This window comes from Amycolatopsis sp. NBC_01286 (assembly GCF_035982555.1).
Lineage (GTDB): Bacteria > Actinomycetota > Actinomycetes > Mycobacteriales > Pseudonocardiaceae > Amycolatopsis.
This window is the reverse complement of sequence record NZ_CP108428.1, coordinates 10198581-10212767: the sequence shown is the minus strand read 5'-3', so window position 1 is coordinate 10212767 and position 14187 is coordinate 10198581. Positions and strand designations below refer to the sequence as shown.

The following is a 14187-nucleotide window of genomic DNA, read 5'->3' as shown; positions in this document are numbered from 1 at the left end:
GAGGTGGCCGGGTCCGCACACACCGACGTCGCCGCGTACGTGCTCGGCGTCCTCAGCGAAGCCGAGAACAACCAGTTCGAAGCCCACCTGATGAACTGCCCCAACTGCCAGCTCGACCTGATCGAGCTCTACCAGCTGCCGGACGTGCTCGACCTCGTCAAGCGCAGCTGGCCCGAGCCCCCGATGCCCGCCCCCGGCCCGCGCACCCTCGCCCCCGGGCCCCGCGTGCTGCGCGGCCTGATGGAAGAGGCGTCCGTGAAGCGCCGGCGCCGGCGCCGGGCCGGCATCATCGCCGGCACCGCGGCCGCCGCGCTCGTCATCGCCGGTCCGCTCGTGACGCTCGCCGTCCGGCCCGCCGACGCCGTCCCGCCCGCCTCCCTGTCGGCGCCGAGCGGCAAGCCGGCGTCCGCGGTGACGAGCGTCCCCGCGACGTCCACACCACCGCCGTCCGCCGCGTCGACGAGCCGGCCGCCCGGTGGCGGCCAGACCTACGGCCGCGGCAGCGGCGGGTCGGCCGTCAACGCGCTCGTCACCGTGCTGCCCGTCGAGTGGGGCAGCCGGGTCGAGCTCGAGCTGCGCGGGATCGTCGGGCCGCTCAACTGTCAGCTGGTCGCGATCTCCGCCGCGGGCGAGGAGCGCGTCGTCACCGGCTGGTCGGTGCCGCCCAAGGGCTTCGGCATCCCCGGCTCACCCGAACCGCTGCGGCTGCAGGGGTCCACGTCGATGACGATGGACCAGATCGGCCGGTTCGAGGTCCGTGGCGAGGACGGCACCGTCCTCGTCATGGTGCAGCGTTAAATCATTTTTCCCGCCGATCCCCGGTGACCTGGGTGAATGCTGTCCGGTTGCGCGGCGTTAGATAACGAAAAGATAACGGGCCGGTCGCTTTTGAACCTCACGCCACCAGCGTCCGTATCCCCCAATGCATCCCCCGATGCACCCGATAGCCCCCGAGCCGGAACCGAGTGGCACCGGGCAGCGACGCCGGAACGCACGGCGGCAGGCCCCGGTCAGCACTGCCCCCGGGTTCCGCACCAATCACGACCTCAATTATCGGTAGTTCTTGCCCGGGCTGCCGCGCTGTTCGGCGCGCCCGGAATAACGAACGAGGTGAACTAGTCCATGCCCCGGAATTCTCGGTCCCCCGTGACGGGCAAGCATCGTGTTGCCCGTCGAACCAAGATCGCGATGGGCGCGCTCGGCCTGGCGATCGCCGTCGGCGCACTCGCCGTCGCGGTCTCGACGGGCCGCACGGGCGAGGCCAGCGCGGACCCCGCAGACCCGTCGTTCTTCATCGACATCAACAAGGTTCCCGCCGGCAACAACGTCAACGCGGCCTTGAAGAAGAAGGGTGCGCAGGGCTCCTTCACCGTCGACTGTGGAACGAACGCCGACGGCGCCCACCACAACCCGGACAACTTCATCGCCCAGCCCGGGATCAAGAACGGTGCGCAGCACCTGCACGACTACGTCGGCAACGTGACCACCGACGCCGACTCGAGCCTCAAGAGCCTGCTCGCCGGTGACACCACCTGCAAGAACGGCGACCAGTCCGCCTACTTCTGGCCGGTCATCCGGATCGACCGCGAGGACAACGCGGCGAACGAGAGCGAGAACCAGAAGGCCGAGCAGGAGCAGCAGGGCAAGACCGGCGACGTCCAGCAGGACCAGAGCGCGGCGGACGCCCAGGCGGCCGACGCTGCCGGACAGGGCCAGGACGCGCAGGACCAGGCGGCGGCGGACCCGAACGCGGACCCCAACGCCGCAGACCCGAACGCGGACCCCAACGCTCAGGACCAGAACGCTCAGGACCAGAACGGTCAGCAGAAGAAAAAGAACACCGGTGGCGGCGCGACGCGCGGTGACCAGAACGCCCAGCAGCAGGACGGTCAGAACCAGCAGCAGGGCCAGGACCGCCGGCGCGGCGGCCAGAACGGCGGCCAGAACAACGGCGGCGGCAAGAACCAGGGCGGCCAGAACGGTGGCCAGAACAACGGCGGCCAGAACGGCAACCAGAGCAGCACCGCCGCGGCGCCCCCGGCCGAAGAGCTCGGTGGCCCCGAGGGTGCGAACGAAGAGGTCGGCGACAACGACGGCGAGATCGTCGAGCCGGAGTCCGCGACCCTGAAGTTCATCGGTGGTGGCGCGAGGAACGTCGTCGCGATGCCGCTCGGCCTGAAGATCCTCTACGGTGACGCCAAGCAGAGCACCAACGGCCCGGCCAACGCCCGGCCCAGCTGGACCTGCACCGGCTTCGAGGACCGGCTGACCGACCTCTACCCGATCTGCCCGGCGGGCAGCAAGGTGGAGCGGATCCACGCCTTCCCGAACTGCTGGGACGGCAAGAACACCGACAGCGCGAACCACCGCACCCACGTGGTGTTCGCCGACCAGCAGGGCAAGTGCCCGCAGGGGTTCAAGAACATCCCGCAGCTGCAGGTGACGCTGGTCTACGACGTCCCGCAGGACGTCCAGCAGAACGGCCAGTACAAAGTGGACGCGTTCGCGCAAGAGAAGCACAACCCGCGCTCCGACCACGACGACTTCGGCAACGTGATGAGCAAGAAGATCATGAACCGCCTCGTCAACTGCGTCAACTCGGGCAAGGCCTGCGCGGAATAACGCTCCACCGTCTCCACTGGTCATCGCTCCAGGAAGGGTGAACGTCATGAACCGTGCTCGCCCGGTCGCTGCCGCTCTGCTCGCCGTCGCCGGCCTCGCGCTGGTCACGGCCTGCGGGACCAATCCGTACGCCACGTCCGGCAACGTTCAGCCGGCGGCACTCGGTCTCCAGCAGCAGCAACCGGCGAGCACGGTTCCGGCTGGTGCCGGCCGAGTCCAGCTCGTATCGTCCACAGTGGAGGGTCTCGGCACGGTTCTGGCCGACGCCGAAGGTCACACGCTCTACCGGTACGCGAAGGACAGCTCGAAGCCCCCGAAGACCGTCTGCGACGGCGCTTGCGCGGAAACGTGGCCCCCGCTGGTCTCCGACGCCCCGGCGCTCGCCGCCGGCGTGGACGCGCAGCTCGTCGGCGAGGTCACCCGACCCGACGGGCAGCGGCAGGTGACCGTCGGCGGCTGGCCGGTCTACCGGTACGCCAAGGACACCGGCCGGGGCATCGCGCTCGGCCAGAACGTCAGCGCGGACTGGGCGGCGATCACCCCGGCAGGCGGGAAGGCGGCCGGCCAGAGCGACGCCCCGGCCACCGAACCCGCCAAGCCGACGACGATCGGCACCACCGACGTCGGCGGCCTCGGCCCGGTGCTCACCGACCAGGCCGGCGACACGCTCTACCTGTTCACCAAGGACGGCAAGGACTCCGGCGAGTCCACTTGCGACGGTGCCTGCGCGAAGACGTGGCCGCCGGTGCGGGTGGACGGCCGGATCACCGTCGCCGAGAGCGTCGACACCGGCCTCATCGGCCAGATCCGGCGCCCGGACGGCACCATGCAGGTGACCGTCGGCGGCTGGCCGGTCTACACCTACAGCAAGGACGGCGCGCCCGGCGAAGCCAGCGGGCACGGCGTCGGGAACACCTGGTACGCCGTGGAACCCAGCGGCTGCAAGGTCGACCCGGCCCGCAGACCCGACGCCCAGCAGGTTGCGGCAGCGTCATCTGGCGGGTACTGACCCGCCCCACGATCCCCGGCCCGGCGAACACTTCCCTCCACCTCACCCCCCCCGTTCGCCGGGCCGGTAGCAGTACCCGGGACCACGGTCCCGGTCGTGAGTTCCGGCCCGGTGGGTGTTTCCCCTCCACCTCACCCCCCTTGCCCACCAGGCCGGTGCGGTAACGCGAGACCCGGTCCGGCGGACGCTTCCTCCACCTCACCCCCCAAAGTCCGCCGGGCCGGGTCCGCACCACCCCCGAAAACGCGGGACCCCGGTCCCGCCCCCCGAGCCCCGGCCGGGTGGACGTCTTCCCTCCACCTCACCCCCCCACGTCCACCGGGCCGGGATTCCTTCCCCCACAACGATCCCCACGGCTCAGACAAAGGAGGAAACGGCGGGTGCGGACCCCGCCCCTCAGGTCCCGGCCCGGCAGGCGACTTCCCTCCACCTCACCCCCCAACCTGCCGGCCCGGACCCCCCAACCCGACCCCCCAATCACGCGAGTCGACCCCCCAATCACGCGTGATGCCTCTTCAATCACGCGAGATGCCCTTCCAGACACACGAGATCCCCCTCTGGACACGCGACTTACGTCTTCCATCACGCGAGTCACGTCCCCAGACACGCGAGATCCGCTTCCGGTCACGCGCATCCGGCGTCGGAACTTCCACGCTCCGCCCGGATCCGGCTCCGGCGACCGCCCCCTCGGTCGCCGGCCCCGAAATCCCCGGTCCGGTGGATGCTTCCCTCCACCTCACCCCCCCATCCCCGGACCGGCTCAGCTGCGGTCCCCGTGCTCCGGCACGGGGACCGCGGCCCAGAAGTCCAGCGGGACGCGGCCGACGCCCCGGCCGGTGGAGTCGAGCAGCCGGCCCATCAGCTTGACGCTCCGGAGCGTGACGGCCCGCCCGGCGATCTCCAGCCACGGCAGCTTCGCGGCCATCAGGCTCTCCAGCGCCACCGTGTCGTGCTGCGTCGGCAGCCACACCACCAGCATCAGGTTCGCCTCGCCGGACACCGCCGCGCACATCCGGACCTCCGGCAGCATCGCCAGCGACCGGGCCGTCGTCTCCAGCTTGTCCGGCGGGACCCGCAGCCACAGCGTCACGGTCACGGGCGCAGGCGACGCCGACCGCGCGATCTCGCACCGGACGCGGATCGCGCCCCGGGCCAGCAGCGCGTCCAGCCGGCGCCGCACGGTCGTCGCCCCGACGCCGAGCTCGGCCGCCAGCGCCGCCGCCGACACCCGCGCGTCGACGCCGAGCGCCAGGATCAGCGCCCGGTCGGCGTCGTCGAAGCGCAGCGGGGCGCGGTGGCGCACCGGCTTCGGCGTCAGCGCTTCCCGTTGCCCGGGGGAGATCGCCCGCACCCGCCACCGGCTGCCCTCGGTGAACATCCGCGGCGACAGCACCGTCCGCACGCGCGTCACGCCCGACACCGCCGTCACCCGGCCCAGCACGTGCGCGCCCAGCTCCCGCAACGTCGGCGCGACGACGTGGGCGAGCAGGTCGAACGGCCCCGCGAGGTACTCGACGGTGACGACGTGCACGTCGGCGGCCAGCGCGTCGGCGACGCGCAGGGCCGCGCCGGGCGCGCAGTCGATCTCGACGAACGCCAGCGCGAGCTGCGCGGTGAGCTCCCCGCCCGCGTAGGCGGTGAGCCACGCGTCCCCGCGTTCGACGAGGCCGTCCCAGCGCCGGGCGGCGGTCACCGCGCCCAGCCCGAGCGCGTTCCCGAGCGTCGACCAGGACGCCCGCGGCGCCGCCTGCAGCGCGTCGACCAGTTTGAGGTCCTGCTCGTCCAACATGGCGGATTCTTCGCTCATCAGCCCTCGAAACGGTGGTTTTGAGGATTTTCTCCCGCCATTGTGCTCGACTCTCGCATGATCGGCGGATGACCCTGCGCTCCGACGCCGCTGTCCTGCTCGACGATCTGGTCGCTCTGCGCCGTGACCTGCACCGCATCCCCGAGATCGGCCTGCACCTGCCGCGCACGCAGGAGCGCGTCCTCGCCGCCCTCGACGGCCTCGACCTCGAACTGAGCGTCGGCAAGAACCTCTCGTCGATCACCGGAGTCCTGCGCGGCGGCAAGCCCGGCGGGACCGTCTTGCTGCGCGGGGACATGGACGCGCTCCCGGTGACCGAGGCGACCGGCGAGGAGTTCAGCTCGACGCTCGACGGCGCCATGCACGCCTGCGGCCACGACCTCCACACCGCGGGTCTGGTCGGCGCGGCCCGGTTGCTCTGCGCCCGCAAAGCCGACCTGCCCGGCGACGTCGTGTTCATGTTCCAGCCCGGCGAAGAGGGCTGGGACGGCGCCGGCCACATGATCGAAGAAGGCGTCCTGACAGCGTCCGGCAAGCACGTCGACGCCGCGTACGGCCTGCACGTCTCGGCCGCGAGCTACGCGAAGGGCCAGTTCACCGCCCGCCCCGGCACGCTCATGGCGGCCTCCGGCGCGCTCGCCGTCCGGGTGCGGGGCGAGGGCGGCCACGGCTCGTCCCCGCACGACGCGCGCGACCCGATCCCGGCCGCCTGCGAGATGGTGACCGCGCTGCAGACGATGGTGACGCGGGCCTTCGACGTCTTCGACCCCGTCGTCGTCACCGTCGGGACGTTCCACGCCGGCACCCGGCGCAACATCATCCCGGACGACGCGGTGTTCGAGGCGACGCTGCGGTCGTTCTCGCCGGAGACGGCGGCGCGCGTCGGCGACCGCGCCGTCCAGGTCTGCCGCGGCATCGCCGCCGCGCACGGCCTCGACATCGACGTCACGTTCGAGCCCGAGTACCCGGCCACGGTCAACGACGCGGGCGCGTACGACTTCGTCGCGGCCACCATCCGCGACGTCTTCGGCGCGGAGCGGTTCACCGAGATGGCCGAACCGATCACCGGGTCGGAGGACTTCTCCCGCGTCCTCGAGCGCGTGCCCGGCGCGTACCTGTTCCTCGGCGCGTGCCCGACGGACCCGGCGACCGCGCCGGACAACCACTCGCCGCGCGCGCGGTTCGACGACAGCGTGCTCGGCGACGGCGCCGCGCTGCTGGCCGAGCTCGCGATCCGCCGGCTCGCGCTCCTGGCCGGGTGACGCCGTGCGCCGCTACCACTGGCCGCCGTTGCTCCCGGTGCTCGCGCTGGTCCTGATGCCGTTCCTGCCGTTCGTCAACACGACCGGGCTGTGGCTCGGGCTGCCGCGGATGGTCGTGTGGGGCGCGTTCTGGTGCCTGATGTTCACCCCGGCGCTGCTGCTGTCGGAACGGCTGCTGCGCGCGGCGGGGGAGGAGGACGACGCGTGATCCTCACCTTCACCCTGGTGGGCATCGTCCTGATCGGCGTGCTCGGCTTCGTCGGCCGCCGCAAGCCCGTCGCCGACCTGGCGGAGTGGACCGTCGGCGGCCGCCGCTTCGGCGCCATGACCATGTGGTTCCTGCAGGCGGGGGAGGTGTTCACCACCTTCACCTTCCTCGGCATGGCCGGGCTCGCGTTCTCCGGCGGCGTCGCCGCGATGTACGCGCTGCCGTACGTGCCGATCGCCTACGTCGTGCTGTTCTTCCTGGCCAAGCGGCTGTGGACGATGGGGAAGGACCGCGGCTACCTCACCCAGGGCGACTTCCTCGAGGACCGCTACTCCAGCCGGGCGCTCGGCACGCTGTCGGCGGTGCTCGGCGTCGTGTTCGTGCTGCCCTACCTGCAGCTGCAGATCACCGGGCTCGGCCTGATCGTCCGGCTGGTCACCGGCGACAACGCGTCCGGCACGCTCAGCATGGTGACCGGCAGCGTGCTGATCGTCGCGTTCGTGCTGTGGGCCGGGCTGCGCGGCGTCGCGGCGACGTCCTACTTCAAGGACGGCATCATGCTGGTCGCGCTGGTGGTGCTCATCATCGCCGTGCCGACGCACTTCGCGGGCGGGATCCCGGCGGTGTTCCACAAGATCGAGCAGCTGCACCCCGAGAAGCTGATCGTCCACAGTGGAGCGAACGACCACGTCTGGTTCATCACGAGCATGCTGGTCAGCGCCATCGGCGTCGGCCTGATGACGCTGCCGCACTCGTGGCCGGCGTTGATGTCGGCGCGCGACCCGAAGGTGCTGCGGCGCAACTACGCCTGGATGCCGGTGTACGAGCTGTGCCTGCTGCTGCCGATGGTCATCGGGTTCGCCGCGATCCTCGTGGTGCCCAAAGGGAGTGACCCGAACGGCGTACTGCTGACGCTGTCGAAGGACGCGCTGCCGGGCTGGGTGACGGGCATCGTCGTGGTCGCCGCGACGGCCACCGCGATGGTCCCGGCGGCCGGGATCCTGATCGGCATCTCGTCGCTGGTGGCGCGCAACATAGTCCGTGTCCGCAGTGGCCGCAAGCAGTTCTGGATCAACCACGGCACGGTTGTGGTCGCGAGTACTCTTGCCCTCGTGCTCGGCATCTTCCGGCCGGATCTGCTGGCCAACCTGCTGCTGCTCACTTATTCGGGGTCGGTCCAGCTGGCCCCGGCCAACCTGCTGGGCTTCTTCCGGCGCGTGCCGGTCGGCAAGGGCCCGGTGCTCGCCGGGCTGATCGCCGGCGAGCTCGTCGTCAGCTGGCTGACCTTTGTGGACACTCACCTGGTCGGCACCGTCAACGTGGGCTTGGTCGGGCTCGGCGCGAACGTCGTCGTCCTCGCCCTGGCCGCTCTGGTCCAACGACAGGCTTCTCCCCAGGAGGCGGCGTGACTCGCACGGTGTTCACCGGCGGTTCGGTGTTCGACGGCACCGGCTCGGACCCGGCGGCGGCCGACGTCGCCGTCGAGCACGGCCGGATCGTCGAAGTCGGGACGGACCTGGACGGCGACGAGGGCGTCGACTGCGCCGGCGCGGTGCTGCTGCCGGGGCTGTTCGACTGCCACGTGCACGTCACGGTGTCGGACATCGGGCTGCTGGCGCGGGTGCAGAAACCGTTTTCCTACCAGTTCTACGAGGCCGCGCGGAACCTGTGGGCGACGCTCGGGCTGGGCATCACGACGGTCCGCGACGCCTCCGGCGCGGACCTCGGCATCAAGCAGGCGGTGGACGACGGCCTGATCCCGGGGCCGCGGCTGCAGATCTCGATCGGGCTGATCAGCCAGACCGGCGGCCACGGCGACGCGTGGAGCCCGTCCGGGATGTGCGTCCCGCTGCTGGTGCCGCACCCGGGCCGCCCGGACGCGACGGCCGACGGACCCGACGAGATGCGCCGCGTCGCCCGCACGCTGCTGCGCGCGGGCGCGGACGTGCTGAAGGTGTGCACGACCGGCGGGGTGCTCTCACCGCGTGACGACCCGCGGCACTCGCAGTTCACGCCGGCGGAGCTGGAGGTCCTGGTCGCCGAGGCGGCGATGCAGGGCCGGCCGGTGATGGCGCACGCCCAGGGGTCGGCGGGCATCAAGAACGCGGTCCGCGCGGGCGTCCGCTCGATCGAGCACGGCATCTACCTGGACGACGAGGCGATCGAGCTGATGCTCGGCCACGGCACGTGGCTGGTCCCGACGCTGATCGCCCCGGTGAACGTGGTCCGCGCGGCCGACGCGGGCGTCGACCTGCCCGCGTCGGTCGTCGCGAAGGCCCGCGAGGTGGTGGAGGCCCACCGCGATTCGGTGCGCCGCGCGTACGCGGCGGGCGTCCGCATCGCGATGGGCACCGACAGCGGCGTCGGCCCGCACGGCACGAACCTGGAGGAACTGGCCCTGATGGCGGCGTGCGGCATGACCCCGGGCGATGTCCTGGAGGCGACGACATCGTCAGCGGCACGGCTCATGGGCCTGGACGGCGAGCTGGGCCGCATCGAGACAGGACTGCGGGCGGACCTGGTGGTGGTATCGGGAGACCCGTACGACTTCCCGGGGCTGGCTTCGAACATCCGCGAGGTCTGGAAGGACGGCACCCGGGTGGTCTGACGCTGTGTCGTCCCCCTGATCACGCGTGTCGTCCGTACAAGCACGCGTGTCGTCCGTCTGGTCACGTGTGTCGTCTGTACAAGCACGCGTGTGGTCCGTCTAGGCACGGCCGATTCTCGGTCGCTGTGCGGCGCCGTCCACAGGCCGGGGCAGATGTGGACAACTCCGGCCGTGGAGGCCACGCGCGGCCGGATTGTCGTGCTCCGCCGATAGACTGGACCTGGGGACGCCCCCCAAGGGAAGGGCGGGGGGGCTGCCGAGGTCAGGCTTCGGGAAAAAGCAGATCCCGCCATGCGGCCGCGAACGTGCCTGGATGGTCGGCTCGCGTGCCCGGACGGTCGGCTCGCGTACCCGGAGGGTCGGCCGGCGTGCCTGGATGGTCGGCTCATGTGATCAGGGCGCCGGCTCGCGTGATCGGGGCGCCGGCTCGCGTGATTGACGCGACGACACGGCGTGCGAGTCAGACCGTGTCCGGGGTCAGCAGGTCCCGCAACGCCGCCGCGAACTTCGCCGGGTTTCGCTGTGGTGCCAGGTGTGCTCCCGGCGTCTCCGTGAACGGCAAGCCCAGTTCCAGCGCCAGGATCTTCGCCGGCTGGTAGTGGTAGCGGCCTCGACTGCCTTCGCCCGCCACCGGGAGGATCTCCGTGCTCGCCCGGCGCAGGGCGCGCAGGTCCGGCAGGTAGTCGAAGAACGGCGTCAGCTCGCGGTCGAACAGCCGGATCCAGTCGGCCTCGTGGGGCAGGCGGATGTTGGGCAGGTTCGGCAGCGCCGCCCCGGCGATCGCGTCCGCGAACCGGGTCACCGCGCCGATCAGGTCACCCGAACGGGCCAACCGGACCTGCTCGGCCGCCGCGTCGAGCCAGCCGCTCGCGTCCGGCATCAGGTGGACCGCCGGGGGCTCGTGCGCGACCAGCGTCGTGACGCTGTCCGGGTGGCGAGCCACCAGGTCGAGGCCGATCAGCGCGCCCGCGCTCGAGCCGAACACCTGGGCCGGCACGGCCGTCACGTGGTTCAGCACCGCCAGCGCGTCGTCGGCCTGCAGCGACACCGGGACCGGGCCCGTCGTGGTGTCCGTGCTGGCGAAGTGGCCGCGCCGGTCGTACGTGACGACCGTGAAGTGCTCGTACAGGTGCTTCGCCAGCGCCCGGTAGGCGTCACCCGATCCGGTACCGCCCGCGATCAGCAGCAGCACCGGCCCCTCGCCGCCGCGGCGGACCTGGAGCTCACCGTCCTCCACCGGGCAACGGCTTTCCGAGATCATGCCGGAAAGTCAAGCACACAGCCCGCGCAGGATTCCTTCGGCGTCGGCCACGATCCGTTCGATCAGGTCACCCACCCGGGGGAGATCCGCGAGCAGCCCGACGACCTGCCCGGACGCCAGCACGCCGGCCCCGAGGTCGCCGTCGACGAGCCCCGCGCGCAGCAGCATCGGCGTGTTCGCAGCCATCAGCACCTGCGCCCACGTCCGCTGCCCGCTTCGCTTCATCCGGACGCCCTCGCGCAGCAGCGACGTCCACGAGAGCCCGCTCAGCCGCCGGAACCGGACGGCGTTCGCCGCGGCCCGGCCGAGTCCGCCGAGCGTCCCGGACGCCTCCAGTCCGTCGACCAGTCCCGTTCGCAACACACGGTGAGGGAGGCCATCCACCTTCCGGGTGACGACGGTGCCGTTCAGGTCCCGCGCCAGGTAGGCCTGCTTGACGGCGTCCGGCACCGTGCTCTCCCGCGTCAGCAGGAACCGCGTGCCCATGCCGATCCCGGCCGCGCCGTAGGCCAGCGCCGCGGCCAGCCCGCGGCCGTCGAAGAACCCGCCCGCCGCGACCACCGGGATGTCGACGGCGTCCAGCACCGACGGCAGCAGCAACGTCGTGGCCACCCCGCCGGTGTGCCCGCCGCCCTCGCCGCCCTGGACGACGACGGCGTCCGCGCCCCACGACGCCACCTTCTCGGCGTGCCGCGCCGCGCCCACCGACGGCACGACGACGACGCCGTGGTCCTTCAGCTTCGCGATCATGTCCTTCTTGGGTGCCAACGCGAACGACGCGACCCGGACGTTCTCGCGGATCAGCAGGTCGACGCGGCGGCCGGCGTCGTCGGCGTCCGCGCGCAGGTTGACCCCGAACGGCGCGGACGTCCGGCTCTTCACCTCCTTGACGGCGGCTTCGAGCTCGTCGAACGTCATCGTCGCGGAGCCGAGGATGCCGAGCCCGCCGCCCTCCGCGGTCGCCGACACCAGCCGCGGCCCGGCCACCCAGCCCATCCCCGTCTGGACGACCGGGTGCCGGACGCCGGTCAGCTCGGTCAGCCGCGTCTTCATTCGGGGACTTCCTTCTCCCGCAACGACTTCGGGTCCAGCTGGGCGATCAGCTCCAGCTCCTCGCCGGTCGGCTTTCTCGACACCGCGACGCCCTCGGTGACCAGCGGGAACCCGGTCGCCGCGACGACGTCCTCGACCGTGACGCCGGGGTGCGTCGACACCAGCCGCGCCGCGTGGTCCGGCCCGCCGAAGTCGAGCACGCCGAGGTTCGTCACCACGCGGTGGACGTCGTGGTAGCGCAACCCCGCCGCCCCCGCCCGGGCGTACCCGACGCCGGACACGACATCGACGTCTTCGACGAACACCCGGGTGCTGTGCCGCGGTACCCAGTAGCTGGTGCGGTGGTTGGCCGTGTTGCCCGGCCCGCCGCGCACGCCGAGCAGCTGCTTCTTCGGCTTCTGGTGGTCGCCGATGGCGGAGATGTTCTGGTTGCCGTGCCGGTCGACCTGGTTGGCGCCCATCACGACGTGCCGCTTCCCGTGCGGCACCACGGTGTCCAGGACCTTCCGGAACGGCTGCCAGCCCTCGATCACCGGCTCGCCGACGGGGCTTTCGAGCAGATAGGCCTCGCCGTCCGACAGCAACAGGTCCGGCTCGAACGTCAGCCGCGCGAGCCGCGCGCCGAGCGCCGGGACGTACCCCATCGGGCTGATCAGGATCTCGCCGTCGCCGCGGAACAGCTCCGCGCACGCGACGACCGCGACGTCCGCGCGCGTCATGCCGCCTCCTCCGCGAACCGCGTGACGGCCCGCTGGTAGTCCGTCTCGTCGCCGGCCAGGAACCGGTCCGCGAACGCCGGCCAGGCGTCCGGGTCCTTCGCCGCGGCCGCGTAGTGCCGCTGGAACCGTTCGTCGCGCCCGTAATCCGGTGCGGCGGACGTGAAGTGCGCGCCGCGCGGGGTTTCGACGACGCCGTGCACGCTCGCGCGGTTGAGCAGCAGGCTCTGCACGGGTGCCGTCGCCGTCAACTCGCTGGTGGGGATGACCTTTTCCGTTGACACGTAACACTTGTCGGCGGCGAGCGCGAACAGCTCGTCGAAGTACGGGTCCGGGCCGAGGTACTGCGCGTTGCCGCGGGCGTCCGCGCGGTTGAGGTGCACGAGCGCCGCGTCGAGGCGCAGCGCGGGCACGGCCAGCAGCTCCTCGCTGTCCTCGTAAGGCGAGCGGACGGTCTTCAGCGACGGCGAGAACGTCATGACGTCGGAGCCGAGCCCGGCGCGCGTCGGCAGGAACGGAAGCCGTTGCGCAGCCGCGGAAAGCCCGGTCCCGAGGATGCCTTCGTCGTACTCGGTGACCTCGATCGACCCGGCTTCGCGGACCCGGTTGAACCACGGGTCGAACGGCACCGAATCGAGCGTCACGAACCCGAAAACCAGCCTTTTCAGCTTACCCGCGGAGGCCAGCAGCCCGACGTCCGGGCCGCCGTAGGAGACGACCGTGAGGTCCTTCAACGGCGACCGCAGGATGGCCCGGATCAGCGCCATCGGCTTGCGCCGCGACCCCCAGCCGCCGATGCCGAGCGTCATGCCGTCGCGCAGTTCGCCGACGACGTCGTCGGCGCTCATCCGCTTGTCGCTCAAGGCTTTCCCTTCTCCAAGAACTCCTGACGCGCCCCGTCCGAGACACCGGCGAGGTTGAGCTGGAACGTGAACCCCTGCTCGAACCGGTAGCTGCGGTGCACGGGCTGGACGTCGATGCCGTTGATGGCCTGCTTTGCCGCGCGGATCACACGCGTGTCCTTCGCGGCGATCTGCCGGGCGACGCCGAGCGCGGTTTCGTCGAGTTCTTCGCGCGGCACCACCGCGAACACCGAACCGTGGTGGTGCAGCTGCTGCGCGCTGATCTTCGACGCCGTGTAGTACAGGGCGCGCATGAGGTGCTGCGGCACGAGCCGCGCCAGGTGTGTTGCCGCGCCGAGCGCGCCACGGTCCACTTCGGGCAGTCCGAACTCGGCGTCTTCGCTGGCCACGACGATGTCCGCGTTGCCGGCCAGCCCGACACCGCCGCCGAGGCAGAACCCTTGCACCGCGACGATCACCGGCACGAGGCAGTCGTACACCGCCGAGAACGCCGCCGCGCAGCCCTCGTTCGCGCCGATCAGCGCGTCGTACCCCGGGTCGCGCTGGATCTCCTTGATGTCGACGCCCGCGTTGAACCCGCGGCCCTCCGCGCGCAGCACGACGACGTGCACGGCCGGGTCCCGACCGGCCTTTTCGATGGCCTCGGCGAGGTCGAACCAGCCGCGCACGGTCAGCGCGTTCACCGGGGGAGCGGCCACGGTGACCACGGCGATCCCGGGCTCCGGGGTGTGCGTCGAAACCGTCATCGGCACCTCTCGCGGTTAACAACCTAGCACTT

13 protein-coding genes are annotated in these 14187 nt (G+C 71.5%); 7 read left to right on the top strand and 6 right to left on the bottom strand.

What is annotated here, in order from left to right; all coding sequences use genetic code 11:
• The first annotated feature begins 3 nt into the window (after window positions 1–3).
• The 3 genes from OG570_RS45990 to OG570_RS45980 all read left to right on the top strand — a co-directional run bounded on the left by OG570_RS45990 (window position 4) and on the right by OG570_RS45980 (window position 3631).
• Complete coding sequence (locus OG570_RS45990; RefSeq protein WP_326947625.1) at window positions 4–798, top strand: zf-HC2 domain-containing protein; 795 nt, start codon at window positions 4–6, stop codon at window positions 796–798.
• 324 nt (window positions 799–1122) lie between these two features.
• Window positions 1123–2622: a DUF1996 domain-containing protein gene (locus OG570_RS45985; RefSeq protein WP_326954857.1), complete on the top strand. Its 1500-nt coding sequence runs from the start codon at window positions 1123–1125 to the stop codon at window positions 2620–2622.
• A 46-nt stretch (window positions 2623–2668) separates the two neighbouring features.
• A complete protein-coding gene (locus OG570_RS45980) occupies window positions 2669–3631 on the top strand; it encodes an SCO0930 family lipoprotein (protein WP_326954856.1) in 963 nt (320 codons plus the stop codon).
• A 760-nt stretch (window positions 3632–4391) separates the two neighbouring features.
• Here OG570_RS45980 and OG570_RS45975 read toward each other — a convergent pair.
• Window positions 4392–5420 (bottom strand): Lrp/AsnC family transcriptional regulator, encoded by a 1029-nt coding sequence (locus OG570_RS45975; RefSeq protein WP_326954855.1) that lies wholly within the window; start codon window positions 5418–5420, stop codon window positions 4392–4394.
• 86 nt (window positions 5421–5506) lie between these two features.
• On the opposite strand from OG570_RS45975, the gene OG570_RS45970 reads away from it, so the two are divergent.
• From OG570_RS45970 to OG570_RS45955, 4 genes are read left to right on the top strand one after another with little or no spacing between them, the layout of a single operon-like run.
• On the top strand, window positions 5507–6700 hold the full coding sequence (locus OG570_RS45970; RefSeq protein ID WP_247063388.1) for a M20 metallopeptidase family protein: 1194 nt from the start codon (window positions 5507–5509) through the stop codon (window positions 6698–6700).
• A 4-nt stretch (window positions 6701–6704) separates the two neighbouring features.
• Entirely contained in the window at window positions 6705–6908 is a 204-nt protein-coding gene (locus OG570_RS45965; protein ID WP_247063390.1) for a hypothetical protein, read from the top strand.
• On the top strand, window positions 6905–8317 hold the full coding sequence (locus OG570_RS45960) for a sodium:solute symporter family protein (protein ID WP_326947630.1): 1413 nt from the start codon (window positions 6905–6907) through the stop codon (window positions 8315–8317). Before OG570_RS45965 ends, OG570_RS45960 begins: the two co-directional genes overlap by 4 nt.
• Window positions 8314–9516, top strand: coding sequence for a metal-dependent hydrolase family protein (locus tag OG570_RS45955; RefSeq protein ID WP_326954854.1), 1203 nt, complete (start codon window positions 8314–8316; stop codon window positions 9514–9516). The genes OG570_RS45960 and OG570_RS45955 overlap by 4 nt, the downstream gene beginning before the upstream one ends.
• Before the next feature lie 460 nt (window positions 9517–9976).
• Here the strand turns inward: OG570_RS45955 and OG570_RS45950 are convergent, their stop codons facing one another.
• Genes OG570_RS45950 through OG570_RS45930 form a run of 5 tightly spaced genes read right to left on the bottom strand, consistent with a single transcriptional unit; the run spans window position 9977 to window position 14155 of the window.
• On the bottom strand, window positions 9977–10777 hold the full coding sequence (locus OG570_RS45950; protein WP_326954853.1) for an alpha/beta fold hydrolase: 801 nt from the start codon (window positions 10775–10777) through the stop codon (window positions 9977–9979).
• Between the two features lie 9 nt (window positions 10778–10786).
• On the bottom strand, window positions 10787–11830 hold the full coding sequence (locus tag OG570_RS45945; protein WP_326954852.1) for an NAD(P)H-dependent flavin oxidoreductase: 1044 nt from the start codon (window positions 11828–11830) through the stop codon (window positions 10787–10789).
• Window positions 11827–12549, bottom strand: coding sequence for a CoA-transferase subunit beta (locus OG570_RS45940; protein ID WP_326954851.1), 723 nt, complete (start codon window positions 12547–12549; stop codon window positions 11827–11829). The genes OG570_RS45945 and OG570_RS45940 overlap by 4 nt, the downstream gene beginning before the upstream one ends.
• Window positions 12546–13409, bottom strand: a complete 864-nt coding sequence (locus tag OG570_RS45935) for a CoA transferase subunit A (RefSeq protein WP_326954850.1) — start codon at window positions 13407–13409, stop codon at window positions 12546–12548. Before OG570_RS45935 ends, OG570_RS45940 begins: the two co-directional genes overlap by 4 nt.
• Window positions 13406–14155 carry an enoyl-CoA hydratase family protein gene (locus OG570_RS45930; protein WP_326954849.1) on the bottom strand — a complete coding sequence of 250 codons (750 nt, stop codon included), beginning with the start codon at window positions 14153–14155 and terminating at the stop codon, window positions 13406–13408. Before OG570_RS45930 ends, OG570_RS45935 begins: the two co-directional genes overlap by 4 nt.
• Between the last annotated feature and the right edge of the window lie 32 nt (window positions 14156–14187).